This is a genomic window from Rufibacter ruber (genome assembly GCF_014138425.1).
Taxonomy (GTDB): domain Bacteria; phylum Bacteroidota; class Bacteroidia; order Cytophagales; family Hymenobacteraceae; genus Nibribacter; species Nibribacter ruber_C.
In genome coordinates, this window is the sequence record NZ_JACJIQ010000006.1 from 295600 (window position 1) to 313040 (window position 17441).

The following is a 17441-nucleotide window of genomic DNA, read 5'->3' on the forward strand; positions in this document are numbered from 1 at the left end:
GGCTCCAATTACATTGCTTTCCCAAAAATGAAACAGAATGCTCACGTTTCACTAAGGTTCTACAATTTTAAAAATCACTAAAGGTTTAGTTCTACACATGTCCTGTTCTTTATTACAGATATTTGCCTAACCCGGGTTGCTCTTCAAAATAGGGAAAAAGCAATAGAATTAATCTTTCAATAAACGGCTCAATACTCTTATTACAGAGTTTACTAAAAACCTTTCTGCAGCAACAGAGCGGTTTTCATTCTCGCAAAAAATATTACAGCTAGTATAGCCCCGAGACTTACAGGGGCGTGATTCAGCAGAGTTCCCTGAATTATTTACCCCTCCCCTGTTTACTTCCTCCTAAAAATCAAACATCCTCGCTTCATCTGTATTATAAAACAGCTGCATTAAACGTATCACCCTGTGAGACATCGCCGGTCTCAAAACCTTTTTTGAACCACCTAACCCGTTGGGCCGAAGTACCGTGTGTGAAGGAATCTGGCACCACCCTTCCGGTTGACCGTTTCTGCAGGCGGTCATCACCAATGGCACTAGCCGCGTTCAAGGCTTCTTCCAGATCACCCGGCTCCATAAACCCGGTGGCGCGCTGGGTATGATGCGCCCACACCCCGGCATAGAAATCGGCCTGGAGCTCTACTCTTACCATGAGTTTATTGAATTCTACTTCTGACAGTTGGCCGCGCATGGCGTTTACCTGCTCCATAGTCCCGGTCAGCTTCTGCACATGGTGGCCAACTTCATGGCCTACCACGTACGCTTGCGCAAAATCTCCGGCAGCCCCAAGTTGGTGTTCCATTTCGCCAAAAAAGCTCAAATCTATGTATAGTTTCTCATCGCCGGGGCAATAAAATGGGCCGGAGGCCGAAGAGGCGAGCCCGCAGGCGGAGTTTACCTGCCCGGAAAACAGCACCAGCGTAGGCTCTCGGTACCCTTGCAACAGCTTATTCCAAACATCTTCAGTGTCTGCCAGTACAATGCCAGTCTGTTCAGCCAACGCCTGCTCTTCTGGATTGCGCTGGTCTGTAGAAATTTGGGCATACTGCGGTTCCCCGTCCACAAACTGCTGTAAGAATGCTATGGGATTGGTTCCGGTTAGAAAGAAAACCACCGCCAGCACTGCTACAATCACCAACCCTGCTTTTGAGAAAAGCAGCCGGAACAAGGAAACGAGCAGCATGGGATTCATGCCTCTTCCGCCGCCTAAACCGCCTCCAGCCTGTCCTCTCCGGTCTACTATATTGCTACTTTTTCTTCTGCCTTGCCATTTCATGTGCATCTTCTTTTAAGTGGTGAATACTGGCCTGTATGATTCTTTCAACCCTGCCGCTGAGATTTTCCATCCAGACCTGCACCGTTTAACGGCATGCCCCTTTACTTAGATGCACTCATTTACTGCTAAAGACTTGCTCTGGCACTTCTTTCTTTCAGCAGAAAATAACTCACCAAAAACCGTCTTATACTGAGCCTGTTTAGCATTTCCAAAAATGAGCTCTAGACAGCTTCTGTACTGGCGCCAGCACCCGCTTGTATCGCTGTTTTGGCTCTTCTTTTGCGAAAACAGGCCAGAAACAGAGGCAAAAAACTTCAAAAGGCTACAAAAAGCAGACACTTGCGCCAATGATCAGAAAACACTAAACAGGCTCACTATCATTGGTATTATCTGCCTCTTTAAAAGAAGGACAGCTCAGAAATAAATTCACAGTGCGCCCTGGCTAGCGACACACTGGAGAAAATGCCGTCTTAATAATTTGCTTAGCTTTCCTTTGGCCTGACCATACAAACCTTCCTTCAAATAGGTTGTTTTGCTCAAAACCAACCGCTGCAAAAAAATGGAGTACAGAACAAATTGCAGATGACTGAAATTAGGGAGTGATTTGGCTTTTCTATTTCAGAGATGTTCAATATACCGCCTAGAAACTCTCCCGCTCCAGCCACTCCAGGCCGTTGGGCAGCTCCAGGCAGTTAAACTCCAGGTGGATCACCCGGCGGTGCCGGTCATCCTCGGTCTTGGAGGAGGCATGCAGGGTGAGCGGTTTCATGAGGTGTACCCCGCCGCGCAAGACACGGCAGCATTTACTTTCACTGGTTTCGCGCAGGAGCGCCATGTCTTGGCTAGACAGGATGCTGAAATGGGTCTTGGGGATCACCCGCAACGCCCCGTTCTTCTCATCGGTGTCATCTAGGTGAAGGCGCACCGTGAACGCTTTCTGCAGGTACTCTATTGGCGGAACCACACTGATAAGTCCGGCCTTGTTGGTCCAGCCTTTGAACCCGTTGGTTTCCACTTTCTCCCGCACATTGATGGGCACATCCTGGTGCCAGGTCACGTACCAGTTAGACTGGGGAGGTTTGTCAAAGTAGATGGCCTTGGTGAGGAAGTAGTTCTCCCCGAAGGCCTCTTTCACCAGAGAGCAGAGGTTGTGGTTGAAGAGCACCGCTTTCAGCTTGGGGATCTCCTGCAACAGCCCCCTGATGGCGAACAGATCCCCGGTTCTCCTGAAGCGGGCGGTGTCCTGGGTGGCGCGGTTGATGACAGACAGCAGGTGCCCCACCTCTTTCTGGGTGTAGAGGCCATCCAGGATGGCGGTGCCGCTGCGCAGCAGTTTCTTCTTGCTGGACTCCAGCTCGATCAACCGAAGCTCCTTCTCATACAGCTCAGCGGCGTTGCTCATTTTTTCCTGAATCCTTCGGCGCAGCCGCTCCGGTTTCAGCACCTTCACACAGTCCCCGAAGCCCAGGATCTCCCGCTCCAACTCAAAGTTGGGCTGTACCTGCAGCTGGATGATGAGGCCGTTGCCCGTGCGCTCCAGCACCCTCTGCGAGTGGTGCAGGGGCTTGGTGAGCACATACGGCGCCGTCTCGGCGTTGAAATACAGCTCTACCGTCTGCGGCTCCCCCGTAGGGCTCACGGTCACCCCGATCACGTCCTTGAAATAGGTGCCAATGTTCAGAGTGGTATTCTCCACATAGGGCACAGCGGCCTCTTCTACGGTCAGGATGCGGTCCAGCGCCAGCGTCAACACCGGCTGGTTCTCCTTCCGGACCCCAATCAGGAACCAACGGTTGCGGTATTCTTTCAGGAAATACGGGTGGAAGTAAAACACACTGGCCTCCCGCGCCCGGAAGGACTGGTAAGAGAGGGCAATGGCCTTTTTGTTCAGGATGGATTGGTAAAGAAAATCAAGGTGCTCCAGGCCTTTCAGGTGCTCGTTCTTCTCCAGGTCAATGATGGGGGCCTGTTTGGTTTTGGCGCTGATAATGCGGTCTTCCAGCTTCTGCACCATGCCGTTGAGTTCATGGAAGTGGCTGAACCCCTTGAACTGCCGCAGGATCTCCACCACTTCGGTGAGCTTGCCCAGATCCTGGTCGGTGAGCGGAATGTTGGTGATGGAGTAGTCTGGGTCTTCATAGGCGTAGTACTTTTTGTCCACCACCACAATGGGCGCGTTGTACCCCAGCTTGTCGCTGCGCATGAGCTGCAGATCCATCTGCACGGTTCGGCGGCTCACGCCCTTGTCTATGCCCTCATATTCATACAGCGCCTCAGAGCAGGCCTCCATCAAATCCTCCAGGGTCCACCGGCGGTAGCGGTTGCGCAGGCAGTTGTCAATGGTTCTGAAGCGAATGAGGGCGTTGCGGTTAACAGGCATGGGAAGGTATTTGAAAGAAAGTTAGAAAAAACTTTCTCCGGCGCAAAAAGCCTGCGCAGTATCCGCTTTCCTGTGTATAATTAAAAGGCCAAACAAGGGGAAAGCAAATTCAACAAAGACTACGTGAACTGGAGGCCCAATATAAATCATAAGCAAACCTTACCCAGAACACGAGCTTATATTTAACTAAATGAGTTACAGTAACCTGATTAAAATCATATATCTTTACTAGGAAGTGATAAACTCTATGTTAATAATATTTTGGGATTTTCATTTTGGGAGACTTTTCACTGAAATTTAAAAGCCAAAGCATTCTTTCACTTAGGGAGACACCTCTTTCTTTAAATACTAGCTTTATATATTTTGATAATTATATAACACTTTGATGATGCAAAGATATCTTCTCCTTTTAGCTCTGCTATTCCACTTTCACCTAACCTTTTCCCAAGACTTTGATTTTCAGAAAGAGAGCATCATTAGTACAACTATAAGCACCCCGCATGATATAGCCATTGACAAAGCAGGCAACCTATACATTTTAGAGCAATTTAGTGTTACTGTTTTAAATAATACGGGCAAAGTTCTTGAGGGAATTGATATTGGAAAAAATAGCCCTCTAACAAATAATGCATCCATTGCACTTGACAATGCTGGTGATATATATGCAGCTGATTTATCATGTAACTGCGTCACCAAATTTAGCATAGATGGCCAACCACAACAGACATTTGGTTCATCAAGTACTAATACAGGAGGAATATTGAGCATAGGTTCAATAATAATTGATGAACAAAAACATGTCTTTATAGCTGATAAAACCAAAAATACCGTCCTCAAATTTAATCAGAGTGGTACCTTAATTCAGCAAATTGGGAATTCAATTGCAACGGGGGGAACATTAGGCGCTGTTGCTGATATAGGTTTTGACGCACAACAAAATCTATATGTGCTTGATGATGTGGAAAAGCTTGTGCACAAATTTTCACCAAATGGTGATGTATTGGGATCTTTCTCTTTTGACCAAAATGGGTGGGGCCAAGCAAATACTGGAGGGCTTTCATTGGCAGTAGGCAAATTTGGGGGCATTTACTTAATTTTCAACAAAAAAATACTACAGTTTGATAGTAATGGAGTGTTCATTAAACCCATTCACCATACTGGTAATAATGAGGATCTTTTAGTGGGGCCACATTTAAAATTGGCCTTAGACGAAACCGGCAATCTTTATTTGCTAGACGGTAGACCAACACCTTCATCTGGCCAGTCTAAATCTTACTTTAAAAAATTTTCCCCTTCCGGAGATTTGCTACAGACCTTTCAATTTAAAAAGAGTTTTTTTATACCAACATTTGATCAGCAGGGCAATCTATATGTCTATGAAAACAATAGGAAGGAAATACTCAAATATGATGCTACTGGTAATCTCCTTTTAAAAATAAAAGCAAATATTTTCCCTAATGATGAGTATTATTCTACGACCAATTACCTTGCGGTAGACAATTCAGGGAATATATACCATCTTGAACACAAAGAAAATTCCCTACGCATTCAAAAGTTTAGCAGCAGCGGTAGTTTTCTCAAGAGTTTCAAGATAAACTTAAGCACAAATGTAAATGATAGAATATTTTACCCTGGCGGCATTTCAGTGAACCAGGCAGGTATTATCAGAGTGCATGATTTAGGGAATAAACTAATTCAACAAATAAACCCAGAAGGAGTTTTACTTGAACCCCTAGGTACCAGAGGCCCTTGGTCAGAGATCTTAAATAATATTAACTTATTAGAGTTTGATGGCCAAGGAAATGCCTATACATTGAGCTGGCCAGATTCTAGAATAAAGAAATTTACCCCCTCTGGTGAGAAAGTGCTTGAATATTACACTGGAGAAGTGGCACCAGACGTTCACCCAATCAATTTTGGTGTAGATAATGCTGGAAAAGTGTACATTGCTTTTAGGCATATAAATAAAAGACTGGGGCTTTATAGAATATTTAGCTCCTCTGGCCAGCTGCTGAATGAGGTTTCCGAAGAAAAAGGTAGCATCACACCGAACAAGACGGGCAACACGTATGTAACCCGTGAAACAGACGGTACCCTTGCCATTTTCACTTACAAAGATATTTCTCTCCTTAATTATATAACAGGTAAGATCTATGTTGAAGCAAATAATGATTGCAATAAAGGAGAACTTGAATATAGTTTAGCCGGAATTATAGTAAGTGCAGAACCTGGCCCCAGGTATGCGGTAACGAATGAAAAGGGAGAATATAGGCTTGAAGTAGGTGTAGGGAGGTTTACAGTCAAACAACTGGTTCCTCCAGACCTGATGAGCCAGATGCAAAATATTTGCGCCACACCTCAGACAGTATATTTTTCAAACTTAGGTAATACAAAAAGAGGGCCTGATTTTGGATTTCAAGAAGTAGGTAAACCTTTTCTTACTGTAAGCATCACCTCTAACCGCCGCCGTAGGTGTATGGAGAATCTTACAACTGTTACCTATGCTAATAATGGGTTTGCAACAGCCTACCAAGCTAAGGTAACAGTACAGTTGCCGCCACAGATACATTTTATTTCAGCATCTATCCCTCATTACATAGATGCTAAAGGAAATTATGTTTTTTTAGTAGGTGATCTTAACCCCAATCAATCTGGCACTATTTTCATTAGGGACAAGGTATCCTGTGATGATCCGTCCATACGGGGCCTTACCGTTTGTACTAAAGTTTGGATCACCCCTAACAATATCTATTCGCCAAAGCCTCATTGGGATAATTCTTACATGGGAGTACTTGGCAAAGTTACCCAAGAGGGTCAGGCAAGGTTTGTCATTAGCAATAAAGGGGTGGCGAACATGTCTGATAGCCTTACTTATAGAGTGTATCAAAATTTAGCACTATCACTGACTGGTAAATATAAACTTGCCACTGGCGACAGCCTGGTGCTTCGGTTCCAAACCGACAGCCGTGTGGTTAGAGTAGAGGCAGATCAGCCCCAGGGGCACCCTCACAAAACTATTGCTAGTGCAAATCTTGAAATGCAGAAAGCCAATGTAACCGGCCTGCCAGATGTTGCCATGATGGCTTATCAACCAGATGAGTCAGAACCGGAAATAGCTGAGGAATGCCTTCCCATCACAGACTCTTTTGATCCTAATGACAAACAGGTAGTTCCAGTTGGCCTTACTCCAGAACGCTATACCCCCACCAATGCCCCGCTCAAATACACCATCCGGTTCCAGAATACAGGCAATGATGTAGCCTACAAAGTGGTGGTGGTAGACACACTGTCATCAGATTTAGATTTGAGCACGTTTAAAATTGGCGCAGTTTCTCACCCGTACCGGCTCACCGTTTCGAGCAAAGAAAGACCCATTCTTACTTTCACCTTCAATAACATCATGCTGCCCGACAGCGGTACCAACCAGGCAGGTAGCAATGGGGCCATCCAGTTCAGCATCAAACCTAAAGCAGACCTACCAGAGAAGCATCTGATTGAGAATTATGCTGATATCTTTTTTGACTTTAATGAGCCAGTTAGAACCAATACCACGCAGAACCGCATCTATGACTTGCCACCGGTTATAGCCGAACAGCAGCTGAAGGCCAGTGAAATTGTTGCCTCTCCCGCAATAAGCAGTTTTTCCCCTATCCAAAGCCGCATAGGCACCCCGGTAACGATCACAGGGAAAAACTTTTCGGCGGTAGCCGCCGAAAACAAAGTAGCCTTCAATGGAATAGCCGCTCAGGTGTTATGGGCGAGCCCAACTGAAATAAAAGCATTAGTCCCGGCCACTGCAGTTAGTGGTAAGATTAAAGTGGTTACTCCAGACGGCGCAGTTTCAAGCCTTGAAGAATTCACTGTCTACCAAAAGCCTACAATAACTGCCATCACACCCAATGAGGCAGTTCCTGGCGAAGTTGTTACCATCACTGGCAACCATTTTTCACCGGAAGCACGACAAGATACAGTTACCTTTAACGGAGTAGCTGCCACTGTACAGGAAGCCACCCTCACCTATTTAAAAGTACAAGTGCCTGAAGCGGCATTAAAAGGGAAGGTGGAAGTGAAGACGTTGGGCGGAAAGGTAGAAAGCCAAGAACTCTTCATGGTGTGGCACCACCCTGTACTTTCTTCTTTTTCGCCTAGGGCGGGGAAAATTGGAGCAGAGGTTCTCCTGACAGGATCAAAATTTGCCCCCACCGCCGCCAGTAATCAAGTCTTTTTTAACCAGATTAAGGCTGAAGTACTAGAAAGTACCGGCACCACCCTGAAAGTGAAAGTTCCCACCGGAGCCAGCTCCGGAAAAATAAAAGTAGTCACAGAAAACGGGAATGGCTCCAGCACCACAAACTTTACCGTATACCAACCGCCCATTTTGACGCGCTTTGCCCCGGCTGAAGGCATCATAGGTGCAGAGGTAACGCTAGAGGGAAATCATTTAACTTCTGAACTAGTAGAAAGCGTGATGTTAGGTACGCTCACCTGTGAAATTTTAAGCATAGGAGCAAACGCGGTTACTATTAAAATACCCACCGGGGCAGGTTCAAATAAATTCATCATTCAAACCAAGGGTGGCCAGGTTACCAGCGTTGGCACCTATCAGGTTTGGCACCCCCCTGTCATTTCTGGATTTAACTTGAATAGACAGCGTGTGGGCGGAAACCTTTCCCTGCAAGGCACCAATTTTGCGCCAACGGCTCAGCGAAATACCGTAAACTTTAACAGTCTTGCAGCCGAAGTGCTCCAGGCCAGTGAAAGCCAATTGCTGGTGCGGGTACCGGCAGGTGCCACCTCAGGCACTGTAAAGGTTACCACTCCCGGGGGGACTGCATCAAAGGCCTTTGAAGTAATTCCCGCCCCAATACTAACACAGATATTGCCGGCTCAAGGTAGCGTAGGAACAGTGGTAGAGCTCAAAGGTGACCACTTTAATACCTTTGGCGAGCAAGACACTGTTATGTTTGGAAGTTTTAAGGCATTGATATTGAGCGCATCTGAAACCGTTCTGAAAGTGCGGGTCCCTAGGGGAGCCACTACTGGGAATGTTATGGTGGCCGGCCTTGGCGGACGTGATACCAAAAGCTTTACCGTTGAAGAACTAACCCCTGACCAATCCATTCAAGTATACCCTAATCCCAGCACAGGAAAATTCATTGTAGATTTTATCAAAGCTGATTTTGATGTACAATCTGTCAAGGTGTTTGAGTCAACGGGCAAACAGGTATATCAGACCGCAGTTGCGACTACCCAGACGGGGCAAATAGAGGTGAATCTTCAACACCATCAGGCAGGCCTATACTTGCTTATCATAGAAACCCAACGCGGAAAGGTGCTGAAAAGGATTTCAATATTATAAGGCACACTTCGTGTAAAGCAAAGGCCAGAATTCATTTTCTGGCCTTTTTTATAGCACAACTGACCAATCACTTTCCGTTTTTGGGCTACTTTCCTGAAATCAGGCCAAAAACGCACCTGCAAAAATATGTCAACCTTTCCTGCACCTGCGCAAAAAGCCTGCGCACTTGCCCCTTTGCTTTGCCAGCGTAAACCAACCAACACGTTGAACCATGACACACGCCCCATCCACGCTCACCGGCAAAGACCTGCTGGCACTAGGCTACCCACAAGACAAAACCATGGGCTTGGCCCTTCGCCTGTTGGCGGAACACTTTGCCACCACGCCTCAGGATGAACAACGCCACCAGTTGGCCCAGGTCCTGGCGCAACCCGCCGAGTTCCTGACGCACGCCACCCTGGCCCCGCTGGCCGAGGCCTTGACGGCCCCTAAGACACCCGCCATGATTCCCCTGCACCCAGCACCGCTGCCGTTTGCGGTGTATGACGGGGCAGGTATTCAGAACGGCGCCAGACGCCAGATGGAGACGGCCATGCGCTTGCCCGTGGCGGTGGCGGGCGCCCTCATGCCCGATGCCCACCAAGGTTACGGCCTGCCCATTGGCGGGGTGCTGGCCACACGCAACGCGGTGATTCCCTACGGTGTGGGCGTGGACATTGGCTGCCGCATGTGCCTCACCCTCTACCCTGCCCCCGCTGATTTCATCACCCGGGAGCGCGATACCCTTAAGAAGATTCTGCTGGACAATACCCGCTTCGGACGGGCGACGTTCCAGAAACCCTTGGAGCACGCGGTCATTGACCGGGTGGAATTTTCTGAGATTCCCGTGCTGCGCGGCCTGAAGGACCGGGCGTTTGCGCAGTTGGGTTCCTCGGGCGGCGGAAACCACTTTGTGGAGTTCGGGACGGTGGCGCTCTCTGATGCGCAGAATGAGTTCGGGCTGCCCGTGGGCGAGTACCTGGCCGTGCTGTCGCACTCGGGTTCGCGCGGCATGGGCGCGGCCATTGCGGGCCATTACACCAAGCTGGCCATGCAGGCCTGTCCGCTGCCGCCGGAGTCGCGCCATCTGGCGTGGCTGGACCTGAACACTGAGGCAGGACAGGAATACTGGCTCGCCATGAACCTGGCCGGAGACTACGCCTCTGCCTGCCACCACCAGATCCATGCGCGGCTGGCGCAGGCCCTGGCGCTGGAGCCGCTGGCCATGGTAGAAAACCACCACAACTTCGCCTGGAAAGAGCTGGACGCGCAGGGCCAGGAACTGATTGTGCACCGCAAAGGCGCCACGCCCGCGGGCCTGGGCGTGCTGGGGATTATCCCGGGCTCCATGACGGCCCCCGGCTTCATTGTGCGCGGGCGCGGAACGGCGGCCTCGGTGAACTCCGCCTCGCACGGGGCCGGACGCCAGCTATCCCGCACCCAGGCCAAGAACACCCTTTCCCCCGCGGTGGTGAAGCAGCATCTAGAGGAAGCGGGCGTAGAGCTTATCGGTTCTGGCCTGGACGAAGCGCCCATGGCCTACAAAGACATCCACCAGGTCATGGCCGCCCAGCAGGAACTGGTGGACGTGGTGGGGACTTTCACACCGAAGATCGTGCGCATGTGTGGGGATGAACAGTATCTGGAGGGGGAGTGAATTAAGAAGCCCTCTAGTATAACTTTGATGTAAAACCTATGCTTTAATACTACCTTCTGTTTTTGACCTGTTTTGGCCAAAACAGGTCAAAAACAGAAAGCAATCATCCGTCTTTGTTAAAAGGGATGTGAAACATTTAGAAATCCTCTACAGGAATCTTTATGGTATCAATATTTCAAAGAGACAAACCTAGGCCGTAAGTGGTGAGGGTGCTTGTGAATATCAGCAATAAAGTCAAATGAGTTTACATTGTAACTTATTAACAATTCACCAGGTTTAGAAAGGTGCGGGTGCGCCTTGGCATTGTAGGTGTAGAAATCAAGATCCTCATAGATCTGAGGCGTCTCATAGATCTTTTTAGCTGGTTGAAATGGCCCGGCGGGCGTTTGCCCAGCCTGTATGGCCACCACCGGAGAATTGGTGTCTAACTGGTAAGCCGCCAACACTCTTCCGTCTTCCATAAAGGAGACGCTCATCTCATTGGAAACCCGGTTGGTGAGGGCTGCCGCTCTGTGAATATCTTCACCCCAATTTGCCCCGTCCCAGTACCGCCACTGGCTGAAGTCTTCAAACTCCTGATCTTTCACTCGTGCCACCAGCAGCTCCTTCTTCTCGCCTCTTACGCCGTACACATAGATGTAGCCGTCTGGTTTAGGGGCTCTGGCGCCCACCGTATTGGCAAGAACCGCCACCCCAAACACCACTTTTCCTTTGCCTTTGCTGTCTTTCAGAAACAAAGGAGTGTCTACTTGGCGGTGCTTCTCAAAGGGCGGTCGGCTGCCTTTGGGCAACGCAATGAGTGACACCCCCACATCTTCAAAAGGATACACCCCGCCAGGAAGCTTCTTGATACGGTATGCAAAGAGGTAGATGGTGCTGTCTTTGCTGTGGTTGAAGAAGCCGTCGCCTAACCAGTAGTAGTCATCGGGTTGGGAATTAGGAGTGTGCGGCTCAAACATGGACTCAGAAAGACCTTGCCCATTCTTTTTCCAGTGGAATTTAATCTTAGCAGGATCTGGCGTAGCGCCCTGCATGTACCCCACCGAGTTATGGATCATCTCCCAATCGGCCTGAAGAGAATCTCCCTTCACCTCACCGATAATGGTGTCACTGAACCAGAAAAAGGTATTGGCGCTATCAGCTTGGCCGGCTTTCTCCACGCCGTTCAAGGCTACACTGTAAATGCCATCGGCACCTAGCCAACCAGAATTGTGCTGCAGCATCTGCTCCCATTGAGGCACAGAAACAGCCTTGACTTGTTGGGAATCCAATTCTGCTGTACTTGAATTTACCGTTGGCTCTTCGGCAGTGTTTTGTTTTTCAGCACAGCCTGTGAGAAGAAATGACGTGGCCGCAACAGAAAGGAAGCTATAGCCTAATACTTTAGTGCAGTGTTTGAGGAACATATTTATCTTTTGTTTGATAGTGATAAGCTATTTGAGAATGCGCTGCTTAAAAGGTGCGGTAAAAGAAAATGATTTACTTCTCCCAAGAGTCTGTGCGGAAAGGCTGGGCGGGCAAGCCTTCTTTGTTGGCCAGATTCGTCACGGGAAAGTTTGTAAAGGCATACCGTACGGCTACTGGCTTTTTCACCTTCTCTGAGGTGAGCCAAATCTGGTCCCTCACTATTTCTGCGGTGGCAGGGTAAAATACCTGATCATTGCCTGCCACATAGAAATGTTTGGGTGCCAATCCGTCTGAGGTGGTTAAACCAGAGCCCAGGCTCTCCTTCCGGAAGGAAATCCTTACCGTGTTTCCCTTCCACGTAAATGATTGGAAGGTTGGCCCTTGATGCACCGTTTCTGGTTGCCCATAGGTTTTGGCGAAGGCAATTTTTGCCAGGCGTATCCCCACGTCTTTTTTATTACGCGGATGAATGTCATTGACCTCCCCAATATCCATGGTGACCGCCATGCCCGTGTTCTTTACCTGCAACACGGCCTCCTGGGCTTCGCGGAGTTTGGCGTAATAGGTTAAGGTAGAATCTTTCTCTTCCCAATTGTAGGGCGTGACCTGTACAAAATAGAAAGGTAGGTCTCCCTGGGCAAAATCCTTCCGCCAGCCTTGGAGCATGGCCGTGCACAGGCGGGTGTAAGCACTTCCGTCTTTTTTATTTGACTCTCCCTGGTACCAGAGGAAGCCTTTGACAGAAAGGTTCTTAAGCGGATGGATCATGGCGTTATACAGCAAGGTAGGCCTTTCCAGCACCTCAAACAGTTTCTCCAAAGTCTTAATGGAATCCAGGTTTTCTTTCGCTTGCGGGCTCAGGTCATACGGTGTGAGATACTTGGCTTTGACCACAGGGTCTGTTTGCAGGGCTTCACGGCTGGCCCAGGCCTGGCAGGCCGAACCTCCTACCGAGGCCACCACCAAACCGATAGGTACTTTGAGTTTTTGCAATAGTTCACGCCCGTAGAAATAAGCCACTCCGCTGAAGTCTCCTGCGGTTTCAGGGGAGCAGACCAGCCAGGTTCCTTTGGCATTTGCCTGGGGCTCCTTTTTGAAACTGTTCTCAATATTGATCAGCCGTATGGCCGGGTGGTTCGCTGCCGCAATCTCTTCTTCATGGTTCAATACACCTCTCAGCCACGGCAGCTGGGGCTTCATTTCCATGTCCATGTTAGACTGCCCGCTGCAGAGCCATACTTCTCCAATGAGCACGTTTGACAGAATGATCTTTTTACCTTTTGAGAAGACGGTGATGGCATGCGGGGTGAAGTCATTGGGTTGGGCGGCGGGTACGGGCAACTGCCCTTTCCATTGGCCAGCGGCATCTGCCACAGCAGGAACTTGAGTGCCTGTCCAGTCAGCAGCAAGAAACACGGTGTCGCCAGCGGGGGCAGTCCCCCACAGGGTAAACGGTTTCGCCTGCTGTACCACCATGTTGCTCTGCAGAATGGAAGCCACAGAGAATTCAACCTCCACTACGTTTTCCTGAGAGGAAATTTGTTTTTCATAACTGTCTGCGTTGCTCAAAGTAGCTCCTGACAGGCAAAACAAAATCAGCAGTGCATAGAAACTTCTTTTCATGTGGCAACGCATTCACTTGTTGAGTAGATAAATTCTGTTTTGGGGCTATTTTGACCAAAAGAGGCCAAAAACGCACCTGTGCTTAGCTTTTGCTCTTACAATTTCACTTTGATAAACCGGGAGCGGTAATGGTTGGGATGTACCAGAATATCCTTGAAGAAGTCAAAGGAGTTCACGTTGTAGCTGATCAACAGCTCGCCTGGTTTGGAGAGATGCGGATGGGCCTTGGCATTATAGGTGTAGAAGTCCAGATCATTATAAATCTCTGGGGTCTCAAAAATTTTTTTTGCCGGTTGGAACGGTCCCACAGGCGTTTGTCCTGCCTGAACCATGACGGTAGGGGCATCCGTGTCTAACTGGTAAGTGGCCAATACCCGCCCATCTTCCAGAAAGGTCACGCTCATCTCATTGGAGACCCGGTTGGTCAGCGCGGCTGCTTGATGAATGTCTATATTCCAACTGTTTCCGTCCCAGTAGCGCCACTGGCTGAAGTCCTCAAAAGCTTCGTCCTTGACTCTGGCCACCAGAAGTTCCTTCCCAATTCCACGCACGCCGTACACATACACGTAGCCATCTGGCTTGGGAGCCCCCGCACCAATGGTATTCGCCAAAACGGCCACCCCGAACACTACTTTCCCTTTGCCTTGGCTGTCTTTCTGGAACAAAGGAGTGTCTAGCTGACGGTGGTTCTTGAAGGGCGGACGGCTGCCTTTGGGCAACGCGATTAAAGAAACCCCCACATCTTCAAACGGATACACCCCCCCTGGCATCTTTTTGATGCGGTATGCGAAGAGGTAGAGCGTGCTGTCTCTGCGGTGGTTGAAGAAACCGTCACCCAGCCAATAGTAATCTCCCGGTTGTGCTTGGGCTGTGTTGGGATGGAACATGGCGGCAGGTTTCCCTATTTCGTCTTTGCCCCAGTGGAAATCTATTTTACTGGGATCAGGCGAATTGCCCCGCAGGTACCCCACCGAGTTATGGATCATTTCCCAACCCGGCTGCAGGGAATCTTCCTCTATTTCGCCCACAATGGTGTCACTGAACCACAGAAAGGTCTCTGCCTTTCCGGTGCCGCCCGTTCTTCTGACTCCGTTCAAGGGCATGCTGTAAAGTCCGTCCCCGCCTAGCCACCCCGATGTGCGCACCAGCATTTTATCCCATTTCTGATCTGCCACAACCTCCAGTTGAGAAGTAGGGGCTTGAGATGTTTTCTCATTTTGCGCCACCAGTTTATCCTTCTGACAACCAGCCCCCAGCAAACACAAAAGCCCATAGGACAAGTACCGAACCGGCCTCCTTCTTAAGCGGCGGGGAAAATGGCTATACATCATGGAAGAAGTGACCTTGGTTTCAAATGATTTTAATGAGACAGATTCAACCTCTAGTGCTTAAGGGTCTATTTCCGTTTTCGGGCTGTTTTCAAGAAAACAGCCCGAAAACGGAAACCAAGAAGTAAAGAATAGAATCTCTAAACCTATTGCAGTTTTACTTTAATAAACCGTGGGCGGTAGAGATTAGGATGTACCAGAATGTCTTTGAAGAAGTCAAAGGAGTTCACGTTGTAGCTGATCAACAGCTCACCAGGCTCAGAAAGGTTGGAGTGTACTTTGGCGTTATAGACAATGAAATCCTTGTCCATTTTTATGTCTTCGGTACAGTCCCAGAGGTTAATGATAGGGCCGAATGGTCCCTGCGGGCTAAGCCCCAGTCGCAGGCCTACGGTCCTACCAATACCATCGGTCTGGAAAACCATGGCGTACCGCCCGTCTGGCAGCGGCGTCACGCTTAACTCATTAGAGGCTCGGTCTGTGATGTTAGCGAGTTTGTTGATGTCTTCGCTCCAGCCTGTCCCGTCCCAGTAACGCCATTTGCCAAAATTCTCAATATCAGCGGGAAGCACTCTGGCCAGGATCACGTTTTTGGCTTTCCCCCGCACCCCGTACACGTACACATACCCATCAGGTTTAGGCGCCCCAGCCTCTTTGGTGTTCACAAAAATGCCTGCACCCAATGACCCGTACTCCTCAGGATTACTGCCTGCCAGGTAGAAGGGCGTATCTATTTGGCGCTGGTCTTTGAACGGCGGCTTACTGCCCGCTGGAAGGATGATCAAGGCATTGCCCACTTCCTGAAACCCAAACACCTGCGCCCCGGTGTCCCGCACGCGGTACCCGAAAATGTAGGTATCATTGTTCTTGGCTGTGTTGACAAAGCCGTCTCCTAACCAATAATAATCACCGTCTTTGGTGGCAGGTGTTTTGGGCTCAAAAACGGATATGTGCTGCCCCGCAGCGTTTTTGTCCCAGTAAAAGGTAATGTTCTCCGGCGAAGGAGTGCTCCCTTTGATGATGGCTACCGAGTTGTGAATCATTTTATAACCGGGGCTCAACTTGCCGTCTTTAATATCCCCTATCATGGTATCGCTGAACACCAGCATGGTTTCGGTGCTTTTCCCGGCTCCTGCTGTATCTACTCCGTTTTTAGGAATGGCAAAGATGCCGTCGGCCCCAAACCACCCAGAGTTCCTTTTGAAAAGGGCCGTCCATTCTGGGGCCTCCTCCACTTTGAACTTTAAGGAGTTGATATCTGTGTTCACGGGCTTCTGTTGTGTCTCCTCTCCTGAATCAATTTTCTCAGAGGAACATGAAGCTGTAGAGAGCAGCAACAGCAACGCCGCTCCTTTTATAATCTGGTTATGAAAATTCATTGAAAAGGATTTAGGAGAAAAGGAGAAGGATTATCTCATTATTAATGAAAGCAAGTCGATGCAGATTTTAAGTGGTTCATTTGGCAAGAATCACCAAAGCCACTTTTGAGGAAATCTTGACTTCCTGTTTTTGGGCTATTTTTAGAAAAATAGCCCAAAAACAGGAAAGCTAAGAGAGCTTACATCTTATTGTTTAGGGCTGGCATCAAAGGTGTACTCAAACGTCTCATTTGCGGTGTAAGGAGGCCCGAATTCTGACAGATCCATGGTGATTTCCAACACCATCCGGTCTTTGGTGAGCGACTTCACCTTATAAGTTTCTACGGTCACCTTAGAAGGATCAAACAAACTTGAATACGTTTGGGTAAAGGTTTTCTCATCGGCGCTTAGAGTCCAGCCAGAATACACGTTGAACCCGTCAAACGTACAGGCTTTGGTGCCGTAGTTCACCGCCATGGTGCCGTTTTGGTTATACACAAAGGAATCATCTGTCTCGCAATCCTTCAGGTCATTCACATCTGGGTTAGGCGTGGTGTGCATTTTGCCTTTCAGGTTCCAGCGGTAAGAATAAATGATCTGCTCGCCAGAGGCTACGGTATTCACCGTAAGCACTTTCTCTGTGGTTTTCCCGTTGGCGTCTGTGGCTTTGAACGTGAAACCTACCAGTTTATCAACCTCATTGGGAGCATGGGTATAGGTAAAGGTATGCTCGTAGTTGTTCTGCGCAGTGGCAGGCAGTTGAATGGTTTGCACACCGTTGGTGCCAAAGGTATTGTCATTCTGCAGGTTGACCTGTTTGGTCACAGTAAGCGACTTCAGTCCTCCTGGTGCGGCAACATTCACTTTCACTTCAATGTTCTGCCCCGTTTTGCCAGATACATCTTCTTTTGACAAGGACACTGCTGGTCCGTCTGGGGTACTTTCATCGTCTGAGCAGGCTGTCCAGAAGGTCATAGCCACCAAGGCTAGACAGGTAAAGAGGTAGGATTTTGTCTTTTTCATGGGAATTAGCTTTTGAGTTTGTTAGTCAGTTTGGAGTGAAAATTTGGT

The 17441-nt window shown here is 48.8% G+C and carries 9 protein-coding genes; 2 read left to right on the forward strand and 7 right to left on the reverse strand.

The window, feature by feature from the left end; genetic code table 11:
- Positions 1-379: 379 nt before the first annotated feature.
- Positions 380-1279, reverse strand: coding sequence for a KPN_02809 family neutral zinc metallopeptidase (gene ypfJ / locus FHS90_RS09420; RefSeq protein ID WP_182512859.1), 900 nt, complete (start codon positions 1277-1279; stop codon positions 380-382).
- A gap of 640 nt (positions 1280-1919) precedes the next feature.
- Complete coding sequence (locus FHS90_RS09425) at positions 1920-3659, reverse strand: WYL domain-containing protein (RefSeq protein WP_182512860.1); 1740 nt, start codon at positions 3657-3659, stop codon at positions 1920-1922.
- A 385-nt stretch (positions 3660-4044) separates the two neighbouring features.
- Here FHS90_RS09425 and FHS90_RS09430 point away from each other — a divergent pair, with 385 nt between their 5' ends.
- Both FHS90_RS09430 and FHS90_RS09435 read left to right on the forward strand, forming a co-directional pair.
- Entirely contained in the window at positions 4045-9018 is a 4974-nt protein-coding gene (locus tag FHS90_RS09430) for an IPT/TIG domain-containing protein (RefSeq protein WP_246386847.1), read from the forward strand.
- 211 nt (positions 9019-9229) lie between these two features.
- Positions 9230-10654, forward strand: a complete 1425-nt coding sequence (locus FHS90_RS09435; protein ID WP_182512862.1) for an RtcB family protein — start codon at positions 9230-9232, stop codon at positions 10652-10654.
- Between the two features lie 167 nt (positions 10655-10821).
- Here FHS90_RS09435 and FHS90_RS09440 read toward each other — a convergent pair whose 3' ends face one another.
- The 5 genes from FHS90_RS09440 to FHS90_RS09460 all read right to left on the reverse strand — a co-directional run bounded on the left by FHS90_RS09440 (position 10822) and on the right by FHS90_RS09460 (position 17393).
- Complete coding sequence (locus tag FHS90_RS09440) at positions 10822-11925, reverse strand: DUF5005 domain-containing protein (RefSeq protein ID WP_182512863.1); 1104 nt, start codon at positions 11923-11925, stop codon at positions 10822-10824.
- A gap of 208 nt (positions 11926-12133) precedes the next feature.
- Entirely contained in the window at positions 12134-13684 is a 1551-nt protein-coding gene (locus tag FHS90_RS09445; protein WP_182512864.1) for a sialate O-acetylesterase, read from the reverse strand.
- 95 nt (positions 13685-13779) lie between these two features.
- The gene (locus FHS90_RS22745) at positions 13780-14859 is read right to left on the reverse strand and encodes a DUF5005 domain-containing protein (RefSeq protein WP_182512865.1); all 1080 of its coding nucleotides are present in this window, start codon (positions 14857-14859) and stop codon (positions 13780-13782) included.
- A 299-nt stretch (positions 14860-15158) separates the two neighbouring features.
- Positions 15159-16391 (reverse strand): DUF5005 domain-containing protein, encoded by a 1233-nt coding sequence (locus FHS90_RS09455; RefSeq protein ID WP_182512866.1) that lies wholly within the window; start codon positions 16389-16391, stop codon positions 15159-15161.
- A gap of 186 nt (positions 16392-16577) precedes the next feature.
- Positions 16578-17393, reverse strand: a complete 816-nt coding sequence (locus FHS90_RS09460) for a hypothetical protein (protein ID WP_153042765.1) — start codon at positions 17391-17393, stop codon at positions 16578-16580.
- Between the last annotated feature and the right edge of the window lie 48 nt (positions 17394-17441).